General features: G+C 25.4%; 12 protein-coding genes. 9 read left to right on the top strand and 3 right to left on the bottom strand.

Features of this window, described 5'->3' with window-relative positions:
- Nucleotides 1-28: 28 nt before the first annotated feature.
- The 3 genes from TY07_RS17775 to TY07_RS02735 all read left to right on the top strand — a co-directional run bounded on the left by TY07_RS17775 (nucleotide 29) and on the right by TY07_RS02735 (nucleotide 2,121).
- Nucleotides 29-790 carry a prealbumin-like fold domain-containing protein gene (locus tag TY07_RS17775; protein WP_078061278.1) on the top strand — a complete coding sequence of 254 codons (762 nt, stop codon included), beginning with the start codon at nucleotides 29-31 and terminating at the stop codon, nucleotides 788-790.
- A 116-nt stretch (nucleotides 791-906) separates the two neighbouring features.
- A complete protein-coding gene (locus TY07_RS02740; protein WP_042394990.1) occupies nucleotides 907-1,347 on the top strand; it encodes a dUTP diphosphatase in 441 nt (146 codons plus the stop codon).
- Nucleotides 1,348-1,497: 150 nt separating this feature from the next.
- Entirely contained in the window at nucleotides 1,498-2,121 is a 624-nt protein-coding gene (locus TY07_RS02735; protein WP_042394987.1) for a cyclase family protein, read from the top strand.
- Between the two features lie 63 nt (nucleotides 2,122-2,184).
- Here TY07_RS02735 and TY07_RS02730 read toward each other — a convergent pair whose 3' ends face one another.
- Nucleotides 2,185-2,907: a gamma-glutamyl-gamma-aminobutyrate hydrolase family protein gene (locus tag TY07_RS02730; RefSeq protein WP_042394984.1), complete on the bottom strand. Its 723-nt coding sequence runs from the start codon at nucleotides 2,905-2,907 to the stop codon at nucleotides 2,185-2,187.
- Between the two features lie 177 nt (nucleotides 2,908-3,084).
- The gene (locus TY07_RS17140) at nucleotides 3,085-5,217 is read right to left on the bottom strand and encodes an ATP-binding protein (RefSeq protein WP_052330584.1); all 2,133 of its coding nucleotides are present in this window, start codon (nucleotides 5,215-5,217) and stop codon (nucleotides 3,085-3,087) included.
- 294 nt (nucleotides 5,218-5,511) lie between these two features.
- On the opposite strand from TY07_RS17140, the gene TY07_RS02720 reads away from it, so the two are divergent.
- From TY07_RS02720 to TY07_RS02700, 5 genes are all read left to right on the top strand, one after another.
- Nucleotides 5,512-8,712 (top strand): ligand-binding sensor domain-containing protein, encoded by a 3,201-nt coding sequence (locus TY07_RS02720; protein ID WP_042394982.1) that lies wholly within the window; start codon nucleotides 5,512-5,514, stop codon nucleotides 8,710-8,712.
- Nucleotides 8,713-8,761: 49 nt separating this feature from the next.
- Nucleotides 8,762-9,637, top strand: a complete 876-nt coding sequence (locus TY07_RS02715) for a radical SAM/SPASM domain-containing protein (RefSeq protein WP_042394980.1) — start codon at nucleotides 8,762-8,764, stop codon at nucleotides 9,635-9,637.
- A gap of 74 nt (nucleotides 9,638-9,711) precedes the next feature.
- Complete coding sequence (locus tag TY07_RS02710) at nucleotides 9,712-11,034, top strand: APC family permease (protein WP_042394978.1); 1,323 nt, start codon at nucleotides 9,712-9,714, stop codon at nucleotides 11,032-11,034.
- A gap of 144 nt (nucleotides 11,035-11,178) precedes the next feature.
- The gene (locus tag TY07_RS02705; protein ID WP_042394976.1) at nucleotides 11,179-12,342 is read left to right on the top strand and encodes an AI-2E family transporter; all 1,164 of its coding nucleotides are present in this window, start codon (nucleotides 11,179-11,181) and stop codon (nucleotides 12,340-12,342) included.
- 132 nt (nucleotides 12,343-12,474) lie between these two features.
- The gene (locus TY07_RS02700; RefSeq protein ID WP_042394973.1) at nucleotides 12,475-12,630 is read left to right on the top strand and encodes a zinc-ribbon domain-containing protein; all 156 of its coding nucleotides are present in this window, start codon (nucleotides 12,475-12,477) and stop codon (nucleotides 12,628-12,630) included.
- Nucleotides 12,631-12,732: 102 nt separating this feature from the next.
- Here the strand turns inward: TY07_RS02700 and TY07_RS02695 are convergent, their stop codons facing one another.
- Nucleotides 12,733-13,569: a tetratricopeptide repeat protein gene (locus TY07_RS02695; RefSeq protein ID WP_042394970.1), complete on the bottom strand. Its 837-nt coding sequence runs from the start codon at nucleotides 13,567-13,569 to the stop codon at nucleotides 12,733-12,735.
- Nucleotides 13,570-13,764: 195 nt separating this feature from the next.
- On the opposite strand from TY07_RS02695, the gene TY07_RS02690 reads away from it, so the two are divergent.
- Nucleotides 13,765-14,544 carry an endonuclease/exonuclease/phosphatase family protein gene (locus TY07_RS02690; protein ID WP_042394967.1) on the top strand — a complete coding sequence of 260 codons (780 nt, stop codon included), beginning with the start codon at nucleotides 13,765-13,767 and terminating at the stop codon, nucleotides 14,542-14,544.
- Nucleotides 14,545-14,643: the final 99 nt, after the last annotated feature.

The following is a 14,643-nucleotide window of genomic DNA, read 5'->3' as shown; positions in this document are numbered from 1 at the left end:
TGTAAATATATGGTTTTAGGAGGTTTTTATGCGTATAAGAATAGAAGATGATTTTGATAGCGAATTAGAAAATGAATATAAGTCAATAGATAATGACTCAAACGTAGGAAATGGTAAATTATCAAATTCTAGTGGAACAATAATAGATGTTGACCCAACTGATGTTAAAGCAACTGATGTTGAAGTTGATCAAGCTACTAATGATAATAGTTGTAAAGAAAATGTAGATAAACCAATAATTTCAGAAAAGGATAAAAAGAAAGTAAAAACTTATAATCTTGATAATGGATTTAGTTTAGAACTTCAAGGTGCAACTTTTATAGATGATAACGAAGAAGTAAATGATAATAAGGAAGTAAATGATAATAGTAATTATGCTAATCAAAAAGTACTAGAAGATGATAATATAAAAGAAAGGCTAGTAGAAAATGAAGACAAGATTATAAATAATAGCAATTATACAAAAGCAAGAAAGAAAGAAAAGAGAATAGTTGGAAAGATTACTGTTATATCAAAATTGGGAGATAGAAAGGGAAGTAATATTTCAGATGCTAAGATAAATTTATATGCTTTAAACGGATTATCTCCAAAGATGATAAGTTCAAAGTATACTGATAAGAATGGAGTTGTTATCTTTGATAATTTAGCAGAAGGAAGTTATAGGGTAATTGAAATTGTAAATAGGAAGTATTTTGAAAAGCCAACATATATTCAATGGAATGAAGTGACTATTAATGATGAATTAAGAGAAGAAAGTATTATAGTCATAAATAAAATAAAACATCATTAAAGAAAATACAGAAGGATTGTAGATTAGTATGATATTAGTTTAAAGATATTATACTTTTCTTGCAATCCTTTTTTATGTTAGAATTACATATAAGAAATGAAAGGAAGATACGAGAGATGAAAATAAGAATAAAATATTTTGAAGGTGCAACAAAATTAAAGAAAATTAGTAAGGGTAATTGGATAGATGTTTATGCAAGTAAGGATATATTTGTGCCGCTAAATGAAAGAGCAATGGTACCACTAGGATTTGCTTTAGAATTACCACAAGGATGGGAAGGACATTTAGCACCGAGAAGCTCAACATTTAAAACTTGGGGTATAATACAAACTAATTCTGTTGGTGTTGTTGATGACACATATATTGGAGATAATGATCAATGGCATATGCCGGTATACTGTTTACAAGCAAAACACGATAATGGAACATGGATAAGAACTGGAGATAAAATAGGGCAGTTTAGAATAATGGAAGTAATGCCAGAAATTCAATTTGATGAGGTTGAATCTTTTGGTAATTGTGATCGTGGAGGATTTGGAACTACGGGAACAAATTAAAGTGTTTATTTAAAGTTAGTATAAAAACTGACTTTTTGTTTAAAATATAAACATAAGGAAATAATGAAAGTTTATTGTAATTAAATGTAAAATATGTTAATATAAACAAAAGAAGGGGTTATTACAATCAAAGGGAGAAGTGGGGAAGAAATGAAGTACATTGATTTATCACATGAAATAAAAAATGAAATGCCTGTTTATCCGGGAGATAAAGAGGTTAATTTAATAAAGGAAAAGGATTATATAGAAAATGGATATAATAGCTTTTCTATAGCTACAGAAATGCATGCAGGAACACATATTGATGCACCGCTACATATGCAAGAAAATAAAAGTTATATATCAGATTATCCAATTGAAAGGTTTATAGGTAATGTAGCATTACTGGATGTTCGTGGTGAGAAAATTATAGATGTTAAGGATGAGTATTATATAAATATTAAAGAAAATGATATAGTTCTATTATTTACTGGTTGGGATAATTTTTATGGAAAAGAAGAGTATTATACTGAGCATCCAGTAGTAAGTAGGGAGTTAGCCGAACTTTTAATAAAAAAGAAAATTAAGATGTTAGGAATGGATATGCCTTCGCCAGATAGGGATAATTATGAAATTCATAATGTATTGTTTGAAAATGATATATTCCTTTTAGAAAATCTAACTAATTTAAATAAGCTTTTATATAATGAAGAAATTCAATTGTTTGCACAACCTTTAAAGGTTCAAAGTGAAGCTAGTTTAGTTAGAGCTGTAGCAATTTATCAGGGATATTAATAATATAAATAAAAAATAACAGAGTACCAAGTGGATTCTGTTATTTTTATTTATAAAAAAAATCTACATACAACTAGAAATAAAGTCTTCAAATAATTGAAGCATGACAGAATCTTTTAATGAAAGCATTTCAGGATGCCATTGAACTCCTACTACAAAATTTTTGCCTTCCATTTCAATAGATTCAATAATTCCATCTGGAGCAGTTGAAGAGGCGATAAGATTATTACCAAGATCTTTAATAGCTTGATGGTGAGCACTATTTACAATGTATTTATCGCCTAAGATATTATGGATTTTGCTATTTTCTTTAATTGATATTGGATGACAGATATTTGATAAATGACTATTTTGATTATGAAGTATTGCATTAGGAACAGTATGTGATATATCTTGATAGAGTGTACCACCTGCTGCTACATTTAATACTTGTATACCTCTGCATATTCCTAATATCGGTATGTTTAGAGATAAAGCTTTTTTTGTTATGGAAATTTGATACCAATCTATAAAATCATTACATTTTCCAAGGTGAGTTTCTGGAGAAGTATTGTATAAGAGTGGATTGATATCAGCACCACCAGGTAATAAAATACCATTACAAAGTGATAATTGATCCTCTAAAACATCTTTATCTCCAATAATAGGAAGATATATGGGGATTCCATTAGCTTTTGCAATACATTTTGAATAGTTATTATTATTATAATCAAAATAATTCCCTGCAAATGAAAGATTACACTCTGTATATAAAGAACCTACAATACCAATAATTGGTTTGTTCATTTTAACCTCCATAAAATTTATTGTTTATAATATATAGTATAGTAGAAAACAAACCTATTGTTTACTATAGTAATAAAGAAAAAAATGGAACATTATTAAAATAATCCATTTATTTTTTATTACAAAAACAACTATACTAATTAAAAGTTACGTGTAATGTTTATCTTATTATACAGTTTAGTAAAGACTATATATATCAGAAAATTCAATATTGCATTTATCTAATTTACTATGGCTATCTTCGTTTATATTATAAATAATATCTGAATTATTAATAGTTTGAAGTGGTAAAGTAAAGGTAAATTCGGAACCAATATCTTTAGTACTGTAAACAGCAATTTTGCCACCATGCATTTGAACAAGCGATTGTACAAGGGATAAGCCTATTCCACTTCCTTCACATTTCCTAGTTAAAGTATCATCAACTTGTATAAATCTTTCAAAAATAATAGATATATTTTCTTTAGGGATTCCAATACCAGTATCTTTAACAGAAATAATAACAGTATCTTCAGTTTTATCAATAAATACATTTATTATTCCAGGTGATTTAGTATATTTAACTGCATTAGAAAGAAGATTTAACATAATTCTTTCAATCTTATCAGGATCGCATGAGATAATTATTTCTTCAAAAGAGGTATCGAAAATTAAATCTATGCCTTTATCTTTCATATACTGTGCTACAGATATTGTTATATCTTCAATTATAGAAACTATGTTACAATTTTTAGGCTGTATTTCATAATAACCACTATCTATTTTGGTAATATCAATTAAATTATTAGCAAGTCTTAGAAGTCTGTAAGAATTTTGTTTGATTGAATTTGTATATTTTTTTAAGTTGAAATCTTTAGAGAATTTAATATTTTTATTAAAGATATTATGATTAATTACTTGCAAGCTAGCTAAAATTATATTAAGTGGTGTTTTAAATTCATGAGATATATTAGCAAAAAATTCATTTTTAATATTTTCTACATGTAATGACTCTTCCATAAGTTTTTTTTCAATTTCTAATTCTTTTTTATCGGTAATATCTTTTCCAGTGAACATAATAACATTATCTGAATTAATATAGGAACAATTCCAATTAAGCCATTTTATACAGTTGTTTTTAGTAATTAACCTAATACATAAATCGGTAATAGTTGATATAGAGTCTAAGTTGCCACTAAATAAATCATGAAGTTTATATTTATCATTACTATGTGTTAGAGTTAATAAATTCATAGATAGTAATTCTTCTTTAGTATATCCTAAGAGTTTAATCCAACCTTCATTAATTTTTAAGAAGTCTCCGTTAGAAGCTATAGTTGCTGTTAAATCTGTTGCTGTTCTTAATAAAAAAGAAAGCTCTTTTTCAGTTTTAAGGCGTTTATGTAATTCTATTTTTAGATTATTAGATAAAAGATAATTATGCATTGACATACCAAAGTGATTACAAAGTGTAGATATAAAGTCATTACGATTAACTACAGGAGTAAATTTATCTTTATATCCTATATAAATTAATCCTAAAAATTTATTATTATAGAAAATGGGTTGTACACATATTTGCTTTATAGTTTTTCTATAATATTTATGAAGTTTATTTGAAGCTAAAGAATCTATATCATATAATCCCCATCCTGTAAAAGGTTTAATAAGGGTTTCATATTGGTAATGTGTTAATTGAATTGACTGAAAATTCTTTGTAAGTTCATCGTAAGAAGAACTACAATAAGGAATTAATGATTCATTAAAGTATATCCAAGCATGAAATTCATCACAATTTAATGATTCTAAAATAGCATCACTAAGTTCATTAAAGAAAGTAAATTCATTAGTACAATCTAGATTTTGTTTTAATAAATTATTAATACTATTTAATTGTACATTGCTTTTGGCTATATCTATTTCATAATTATTTTTTAGTGTTAATGATTTATCTATTCTTTCAAATTTTTTTATATTATCTTTATTATTAAATATAAAATTTTTATGATTATCACAAGTGATATTATCAGTATAATTTTCAAGCTTAATAAATATGCTATCAGTATTTTTATATAAACCTCTAGAGGTATTGATATTAAATTCAATTGGAAAAGAATTTTTAGAAATAATATATAAGTTTTTTAATGGTGTATCTTTTAGTAAAAAAGCATTAATGTCCTTGGTGAATGTTAAAGATAAAATGTTTTTATTAATTATCTCATTAGGTTTATAACCAAGCTGTATAAGAAGAGATTTGTTTAAAAATAAAATTTTACCGGTATAATCTATAATAAGTATTTTTTCGTTTAAAGTATTTAAAAAATTTTCCATTACTCCTCCAAGAATATTTCACTATTTATATATTTGATTTCAATTATAACCTTATTTTAACAAAAAAAAGTAGTATTATTGTGGAAAAAGTATAAAATATTAAGAAAAAATGAAAAGAAAGTAAAATAAAAGCGAAAAAGATAAATTCTAATTTGTAATTATTCAAGTTGTAATTATAATTATAGAATGATAAAATTATTTGAAGGTTTTAATAAATAAATCTTATATTTAAGCTTTATTGAATATAAGATTTATTTATTAAGTTCTACAATTTACACAAAGGAAAAGAAATAAATGAAAAATAATATAGTTAGAGTTATTTATATTACCTTATTAGCGATCGCCATTTTAGGAGTTGAGAAAGGATATAATGTTTATGCTAAAGAACAAATAAATTTTAAAAATATTACAATAGAAGATGGTCTTATCCAAGGAACTGTTGAAGCACTTTTTCAAGATAGCAAAGGATATATTTGGATAGGAACTAACGATGGTTTATGTAGATATAATGGATATCAATTTAATGTATATAGAGTTGAAGAGAATAATAATAGTATCAATAATAATTATATATTAGATATTAAAGAAGATGAAGATGGAGATATTTGGGTAGCAACAGCAGATGGATTAAGTAGAATAAGAAATAATGGACAATCTATAATTAATTATTTAGATAAAAGTGATAATGGTAATCTAACTAATGCAAATGTAAATAGTATATTAATAACTAAAGATAATAAAATATTAGCAGCAACTGCAGATGGATTAAATATTTATAATGAAGAAAAAGACTGTTTTGAAGAGATATATAGAAGTGAAATTTCAAATACATATATTGAGAGTATAACTGAAGATGAAGACGGAAACATATGGCTTGGAACAAATACTGGGGTAAATAAGATTAATATAACTTCCGGTAAAGTAGATGTATTTTTATTGAGTAGTGAAAATGAGAATGAGAATGAAAAGACGATTAATGAAATATATAAAGTATATTACGATAAAAATGGGTATATATGGGTTGGTACTAGAAATGCAGGAGCATATAGCATTAATATTAAGACTAACGAAATAAAAAGATATGTACATAATGATGATAAAACTTCTTTAGGTGGAAGTTTTATAAAAAGCTTTTTAAGAGATGATAATGGTCAAATGTGGATTGGTACAGATTTGGGTTTATCTAAATTAGATGAAGAGAGTGATACTTTTATTACATATAAGAATAAAATCTATGATAGAAATTCTATTGTAGATGATAATATTTTTTCTTTAATTCAAGACCAAACTGGATTAATGTGGATAGGAACATATGCAGGGATTAGTATTTTTAATCCAGAGAGTGAGATTCAACATTATAAAAATGATCCATTTGATAATTCAACTATAAGTAACAATATGATAACAGCTTTATATGAAGATGATGAAGGATATCTTTGGATAGGTAGTAAGTATAAAGGGATAGACGTTTTAAATGGAAATAAAGATAAAATAATTAATATTAGCTCGGAAACTATGAATATTTTTAAAACAGATGATATTTATGATATAGATGGAAATAAAGAAGAAATATATATAGCTACAGATAAAGGTATTACCATAATAAATAAGAGTAGTAAAACTTATAAGAATTATAGTGATTTTATTGTTTCTGGTGATAAAACTGTTAAAAGATTATTATATGATGACGGGTACTTGTGGGTTGGAACGAAAGAAGGATTATATATTTTAAACTTAGAGACAAAGGAATCAATAGATTTAAATTATATCATAAAAAAGTATAGTTATAGTGACAATTATATAGGAGATATTTTTAAAGATAGCTCTGGAGAGTATTGGATTGGAATGTTTAGGCAAGGTGGCTTAATAAGATTAAATCCAGTAGATAATACAGTAACTGTGTATAAAAATATAAAAGGTAATAAAAATTCTTTAAGTAATAATTCTATTAGGGTTATTTCAGAGGACAACTATGGAAATATATTGATTGGAACTAGTTTTGGGTTAAATATACTTAATAAATCAGGGGATAAATTTTTAAGATATACAACAAAATATGGTCTTGCTAATAATACCATATATGGTATATTAACAGACTTTAATGGAGCCATATGGTGTAGTACTAATATGGGGATTTCTAAAATAGATTCAAAAAGTGGAGTGATTATTAATTTAGATGTTACTGATGGTTTACAAAGTAATGAATTTAATGGAAATGCTTATTTAAAGAGTAGCAATGGAGATTTATTATTTGGTGGAATAAATGGATTTAATATTATTTCACCTAAAGATATAAAAAGTAATAATAAAATATATAGTTTAATATTAGACGAAGTAAAAGTTAACGGAGTTAAAAGAAACATTAAAGATATTAATAAATTAGAGTATTATGAAAATAATATTTTTATAGAATACTTTTTACCTAATTACAAAAATGTTAGTGGTATACAATATTATTATTGCTTAGATGAGAATGGTGATGAATGGTTTGAAATGGATGGTAATTCAATTACTTTAAGTAATTTATCACCAGGAGATTATATTTTTAAAGTAAAAGCAAGAAGTAATAATGGATTAATTACAGAAGAATCAAGTATTCACTTTTATATAAAGTATCCATTTTGGGCAAGTAAATATGCTATTTTACTTTATATAGGCATAATAGTTGCATTTGTTATTAATAGTATAAATAAAGTTAAAAAATTAGATAATTTAGTTGAATTAAGAACAAAAGAATTAAGCGAAGAAATGGATAGAAATTCAGAGTTATTTAATAGGATAATTGATTTAGAAAAAAGAAAGAATAGTTATTTAATTAATTTATCACATGAATTAAGAACTCCACTAAATGTTATTTATTCAACTGAGCAATTAATAAAAGAATTAAATAAAAATGAAGAGGGTATAGGAAGAGAAAAGCTTGATCATTATATGAGCATTATTAAAAATAATACCAAAAGATTATTAAAAATAATAAATGACTTAATAGATTCTTCAAAGATTGAGCATGGTAGTTATAATATAAATATTGAAGAAATAGATATTGTTTATGTTGTTGAAGAAGCAGCCTTATCAATGAAAGAATATATTGGGGCAAAGGATATCGAGTTAATAGTAGATCCTGAGATAGAAGAAAAAATAATAGAAGCTGATAAGAGCGAAATTGAAAGATGTATAGTTAATATAGTTGGTAATGCATATAAATTTACAGAGCCAGGTGGAGTAATAAAGGTAGTAATTATTGATTTAGGAGATAGTGTTAGAATAGAAATATCAGATACTGGAATTGGAATTGATAAAAAATATCATGATTTAATATTTAATAGATTTAATCAAGTTATTGATCCATCATCTGAAGTTAAAAAGGGAAGTGGATTAGGATTAACTATTACCAAGAAGATAATTGATCTTCATAATGGTGATATTTACGTAAAAAGTATACCAGGACAAGGAAGTAAGTTTATTATAGTGTTACCAGTTAAGCAAGAAAGGTAGTATCTTTCAAATTATGATATAACCTCATTAGTGAGTAGGAGATTAGTAAATGAGAAAGTTTAAGAAAATATATATAGAAATTACTAATGTATGTAATTTAAGTTGTAATTTTTGCCCAAAGACAAATAGAAAATATAAATTTATGAATAGGGAAGAATTTAACTATATAATTAATGAAATAAAGCCATATACAAATCACGTATATTTTCATTTAATGGGAGAACCTTTATTAAATGAAAATATAGAAGGATTTTTTGAAGAATGCCATAAAAATGAGCTAATGGTTAATTTAACTACCAATGGAACATTACTTAATAAAAATTCAGAAAAGCTTATTAATGCAAAATCATTGAGACAAGTAAATATTTCATTACATAGCTTTGAAGCAAATGAAAGCAATGTAGAATTATATGAATATATTAATAGAGTTACTGATTTTATTAATGAAGCTAGGGAAAAAAGTGATATTATATGTGCAATAAGACTTTGGAACATGGATAATGAAGAATTGAAGGGTGCTAATAAATTAAATTTAGAAATATTAAATTTATTAGAGAAAAATCTTAATTTAGATTTTTCATTAGCGGAGAAGTTACAGGAAACGCATAAAATTAAGTTAAAGGATAAAGTATATTTAAATATGGCTGAAAAATTTAACTGGCCAGATATTAGTATAAATTCTATTGGTGAAGAAGTATTTTGTCATGGACTTAGAAATCAAGTAGGAATATTAGTTGATGGTACAGTTGTTCCTTGTTGCCTAGATAGTGAGGGAACTATTGAATTGGGAAATGTTTTTAAAGAACCATTTGTAAGTATTTTAGAAGGCAAAAGGGCATCTGATATATACAATGGATTTTCTAGAAGAGTAGCAGTGGAAGATCTCTGTAAGAGATGTGGCTATGCAACAAGATTTAAAAAATAATATTTAATTAAGAGCTTTTAGATAGATAAATATGGATTACAAGTAAAATTGAATCCTATAACTAAGGAGGAAAAATGGAAGAAAGAAGTTTAAAAAAAGAAATTAGTCTTTTTATGGCTACAATGCTTGTGTGTGGTAATATGATAGGTTCAGGAGTATTTATGTTACCTTCAACATTAGCACAAGTATCAGGACCTGGGGCAACTATAATTGCATGGATAATAACAACTATTGGATCAATATTAATTGCAATTTCATTTGCTAATCTTGGAACTAAGTATCCTTCTACTGGAGGAGCATATCAATATACTAAGGAAGCTTTTGGAGATTTTGCAGGCTTTTTAAGTGCGTGGTTATACTGGAATGGGTCATGGATAGGAAATGCAGCTATTATTGTAGCAATAACTAGCTATGCATCAGCAGTTATTCCTGCATTAAGCAATCCAATGATTTCAATAATATTTTCTAGTGCAATTTTATGGATATTTACAATAGTTAATATTTTAAGTGTAAAAATTGCTGGAAAGCTTCAATCATTTGTAACTGTATTTAAAATCGGATTTTTTGCACTTTTTATTATTGTAGCATTTTTAAACTTTGATAATGTTAATATACTTCCTTTATTCCCAGAAGGAAAAGGGTTAAGTACGGTACCATTAGCTGCAACATCAACATTATGGGCATTTATAGGATTAGAAAGTGCTACTGTTGCAGCAGGAGAAATTAAAAATCCAGAAAAAAATATAAGAAAAAGTACTATTTATGGTTTAATAATTGCGTCAGTAATATATTTAGCAATAAGTATAGCAAGTATGGGAGCAATGGATAATAAAACATTAGCAAATAGTACTGCGCCACTTACTGATATATTAACCAATTCATTAGGAAACGGAGTTGGGAAAATTCTAACTATTGCAGTTGTTGTTTGTATTTTAGGAACTATTATTGGATGGTTATTAGCTACAGCAAGAGTTTCTTATGCTGCTGGGGTTGATGGTGTATTCCCTAAATTTTTTGGAAAGATAAATGAGAAAACAGGAACACCTATAAATTCACTTATATTTGGATCTGTTTTAGTTAATATATTATTAGTGATGAATTTCCAAAAAGGTATGGTTGATGCATTTACATTTATAACAATATTAGCAACACTTTCATATTTACCTGTATATATATTAAGTGTTTCAGCAGAAATGATGTTAACATTTAAAGAAAATAAAGAATTTAGTTTTAAAATATTTATTAAAAAATCTATATTACCATTATTAGCATTTATATATGTATTATGGACTATATATGGCTCAGGTGCTGAAACAGTAATGTGGGGCTTCATACTTATGCTTTTAGGAATACCTGTATATGTGTATAATCATCATAAAAATGAAATAAGTAAATAATAAAAAATCAGTAGCATTTTTAATGTTACTGTTTTTTTAAACATAATTATTATATTATTATGTAATATATTTAGAAAATATTAATAAATAATGCTAATAAAGTATGGTAAAATAATATTACTATTTTAGTAGGGAGGATAAGAAATGAAAATTAATTGGAATAATAAATATGCAACAATTTCAATATATGCTTTTTTGGTTATTTGTGGTAGTATTCTTTTATATTTAGGAATATCGCAAATTAATGAGATAAAGTTAGTTATAAGTGATTTCATAGGTACATTACAACCATTTATTATAGGAGGGGCATTAGCTTATATATTAAACTTTATTTTAAAGTTTTATGAAGAATATGTTTTATCATATAAATGGTTTAAAAATTTAAAGAAAAATGGTAAAAGGGGAATTGGAATATTATTTACATATATAACAGCTACAATAATAAGTTACTTATTTATTCAATTTGTACTTCCACAATTAATTGATAGTATAGTTGGACTTGTAAATAATATACCGCAATATTTAAATGATGTGACTAAACTTACTAATGAAGTTGTAGGAAATATTAATTTACAACCAGAGTATGTAGATTTAATTACTAGCAAATTAGGAGAAGCAATTAATTATATTATAACTATAGTGAGTAATTTACTTCCTGTAGTTGGTAATTTTATTGTAGGAGCAACATCAAGCATTTTAAATATAATTATTGGTATAATTATATCAATTTATATTTTAATAGATAAAGAAAAGTTCATGGCTTTAGGTAAAAAGATTACTTATGCACTATTTTCAGAAGAAAGAGCAAAATTTGTTTTAAAATTAGCAACTAAAAGTAATACGACTTTTAGTAGGTTTATTGGTGGGAAAATTTTAGATTCAGCTATCATAGGGGTATTAACATTTATTATATTAACAATTTTTAAAATGCCATATGTATTATTAATTTCAGTTATAATTGGTGTAACTAATATAATACCATTCTTTGGACCATTTATTGGTGGGATTCCAGCAGCAATAATAATTCTTTTTGTTTCACCAATACAAGCATTATGGTTTATTGTTATAATAATTGTTATTCAACAAATTGATGGTAATATAATAGGACCTAAGATTCTTGGAGATTCTATTGGAATCTCTGCCTTTTGGATATTATTCTCATTATTAGTAGCTGCAAAATTCATGGGATTTGTAGGAATGATAATTGGAGTTCCATTATTTGCAATATTCTATTCTATAATAAAGGAAATAGTAGAAGATAAGCTAAGTAAAAAGGGGTTACCTGTAGAAACTGATAAATATAAATAAAAAATGTATAGAATTTTGAAAGGTGTGTATACTATTATAATGTAAAGACAAGAAGGGTATATAAACAGTAACCAAATTTTATTATTTTGTTGTTATTTTTGTTTAGACCTTTCATATATGGAGGAATTATAAATGACAGACAAAACTTTAACATGCAGAGACTGCGGAAATGAATTTGTTTTCACTGAAGGAGAACAAGAATTCTACAAGGAGAAAGGGTTCGAAAATGAACCAACAAGATGTGCTGCTTGTAGAAAAGCTAAGAAACAACAAAATAATAGAAGATAATTATATCGTATTGTTTCTTAAGAGTCATAGATTTAAATCTATGGCTCTTTTAATATAAAAATAAAACTATCTTGAAAAATGATTTCCAAGATAGTTTTATTTTTATTGATTAAATGATTTAATTAATACTGAATTAAGAGCTTGATCAATATCTTTATGACTAACTAAACTAACAAGAGATTCATTTAATCCTTCTGCAGTTCTTAGAAGTTCAAATGCTTGATCGCAATTTCCACTTTTTCTTTCGATTAAAGCAGAATAATAATAAGGTTCAATAAAGTTAACATTTTCTTTTATTAAATAATCAAACTCTTTTTTTGCTTCATCAAACTTTTCAAGCTTAAAGCAGATTTCTGCATAATTTGATTTAATAATGTTATTGTCAGAATTGAAATCCATGGCTTCAGTTATGTATTTTTCAGCCTCAGTAAATTTTCCAGAACCTATAAGTAATGATGTTAAAGTTTCATAAATATAAGTATTTTTATTATCTTTTATTAAGTTTTTTAATAGTGTAATACCTTCTTCTTGAGAATTTGTTTTCCATAAAACTATAGCCTTTGTTATTTCAAGATTTAATGATTCACGTGGTTTTATATTTTTATGTTTTAGGTTTTCGTTAATATATTCTCTAGCTAAAGAAGCTTTTCCATATTTTAATTCACAAATTAAATAATTAGAAATTATAGGACCATTACAGTAGTTTGACATAGCCGCATCCCTATAGCATTCTAAGGCTGTTTCATAATCTTCTAATTTATATGCTTTCATACCCTTATAAACTTTAATAAAATACCCTTTTGTTATTATTAAATAAATTAATAATAATGATAAACATAGTAAAATTGCTAATTGTAGTCCTAAAAATACTGAAGATATTAAAGAAACTGCAATAATAAGAATTAAAATAAGATTTGTTTTGTTTAAATTCTTCCCCATATAAACTCCTCCATTATATTGTATAAATAAAATATATTATAATATTTAGGTTAAATTTAGTATAATAATCTATTATAGTATTATTATACATTATGTAAATAATTTCACAAGTCATTAATACAAAGTTAATATCTTGAAGAAAATATTATAGGGCGTATAATTATAATAGCGAAAATATAGAAAGGGAATTAAGATATGAGAGTAATGTCCTTTAACTTAAGAAGTGATTTTATTTTAGATTTTAAGAATAGATGGGATAAGAGAAAACATATAGTATATGAAGTTATTGATAAATATGATTGTGATATTATAGGAGTCCAGGAAGTAACAAATAAAATGTTTGATGATATAATAGATAACTTTAAAAGTTATACAATAGTAGGAAGTGCAAGAAGTAAAAAGTATTTTTCAGAAAGAAATAATTTATTTGTAAAAAATAAAAATAAAATAATCAAGCATAATACATTTTGGTTATCTAAAAGTCCAGATAAGGTAGGAAGTCAGCTTTGGTATTCATTATATCCTAGAATATGTACTACTGCGGTGGTTGAACTTGAAAATGGAGATAAAGTAAGGGTTTATAATACTCATCTAGATTGTTTTTTACCTCAAGCAAGGGATTTTGGACTTAAAAAATTGTCACAGTTTATTGATAAAAATCGCAAAGAGGAAAAACTTCCTGTGATAGTTATGGGAGATTTTAATGCAACTCCAGACAGTAAAATTATTAAAAAATTTACGGCTGGTGAGTATAATACAGATAGGTTTGTAGCTGTTCAAGAAGTTAAAAGGGAACTGTATAAAAAGTCTACTATGAGTAAATTTAAAGGTAAAGAAAATGGAATTCATATAGATTATATATTTGTAAGTGAAGATTTAGAAATTGTAGATGTAGATATTGTAAAATATAACGACAATGGAAGTTATCCATCAGATCATTATCCATTAATTGCAGATATAAAAATAAAAAAGTGAATAATTGAATAATAAAAAGCAACTTTATTATAAATATATTTTTAGGATTATTAAAAATATATTGTAATGAGTTGCTTTTTATAAGTTAAATAAAAGTTA

It is taken from the genome of Clostridium saudiense (genome assembly GCF_000577815.1).
Taxonomy (GTDB): domain Bacteria; phylum Bacillota; class Clostridia; order Clostridiales; family Clostridiaceae; genus Clostridium; species Clostridium saudiense.
This window is presented reverse-complemented; position numbering and strand designations above follow the sequence as displayed.

Coding starts and splice junctions, on each gene's coding strand:
- TY07_RS17775 (WP_078061278.1), top strand. CDS start 29: ATGCGTATAAGAATAGAAGATGATTTTGATAGCGAATTAGAAAATGAA.
- TY07_RS02740 (WP_042394990.1), top strand. CDS start 907: ATGAAAATAAGAATAAAATATTTTGAAGGTGCAACAAAATTAAAGAAA.
- TY07_RS02735 (WP_042394987.1), top strand. CDS start 1,498: ATGAAGTACATTGATTTATCACATGAAATAAAAAATGAAATGCCTGTT.
- TY07_RS02730 (WP_042394984.1), bottom strand. CDS start 2,907: ATGAACAAACCAATTATTGGTATTGTAGGTTCTTTATATACAGAGTGT.
- TY07_RS17140 (WP_052330584.1), bottom strand. CDS start 5,217: ATGGAAAATTTTTTAAATACTTTAAACGAAAAAATACTTATTATAGAT.
- TY07_RS02720 (WP_042394982.1), top strand. CDS start 5,512: ATGAAAAATAATATAGTTAGAGTTATTTATATTACCTTATTAGCGATC.
- TY07_RS02715 (WP_042394980.1), top strand. CDS start 8,762: ATGAGAAAGTTTAAGAAAATATATATAGAAATTACTAATGTATGTAAT.
- TY07_RS02710 (WP_042394978.1), top strand. CDS start 9,712: ATGGAAGAAAGAAGTTTAAAAAAAGAAATTAGTCTTTTTATGGCTACA.
- TY07_RS02705 (WP_042394976.1), top strand. CDS start 11,179: ATGAAAATTAATTGGAATAATAAATATGCAACAATTTCAATATATGCT.
- TY07_RS02700 (WP_042394973.1), top strand. CDS start 12,475: ATGACAGACAAAACTTTAACATGCAGAGACTGCGGAAATGAATTTGTT.
- TY07_RS02695 (WP_042394970.1), bottom strand. CDS start 13,569: ATGGGGAAGAATTTAAACAAAACAAATCTTATTTTAATTCTTATTATT.
- TY07_RS02690 (WP_042394967.1), top strand. CDS start 13,765: ATGAGAGTAATGTCCTTTAACTTAAGAAGTGATTTTATTTTAGATTTT.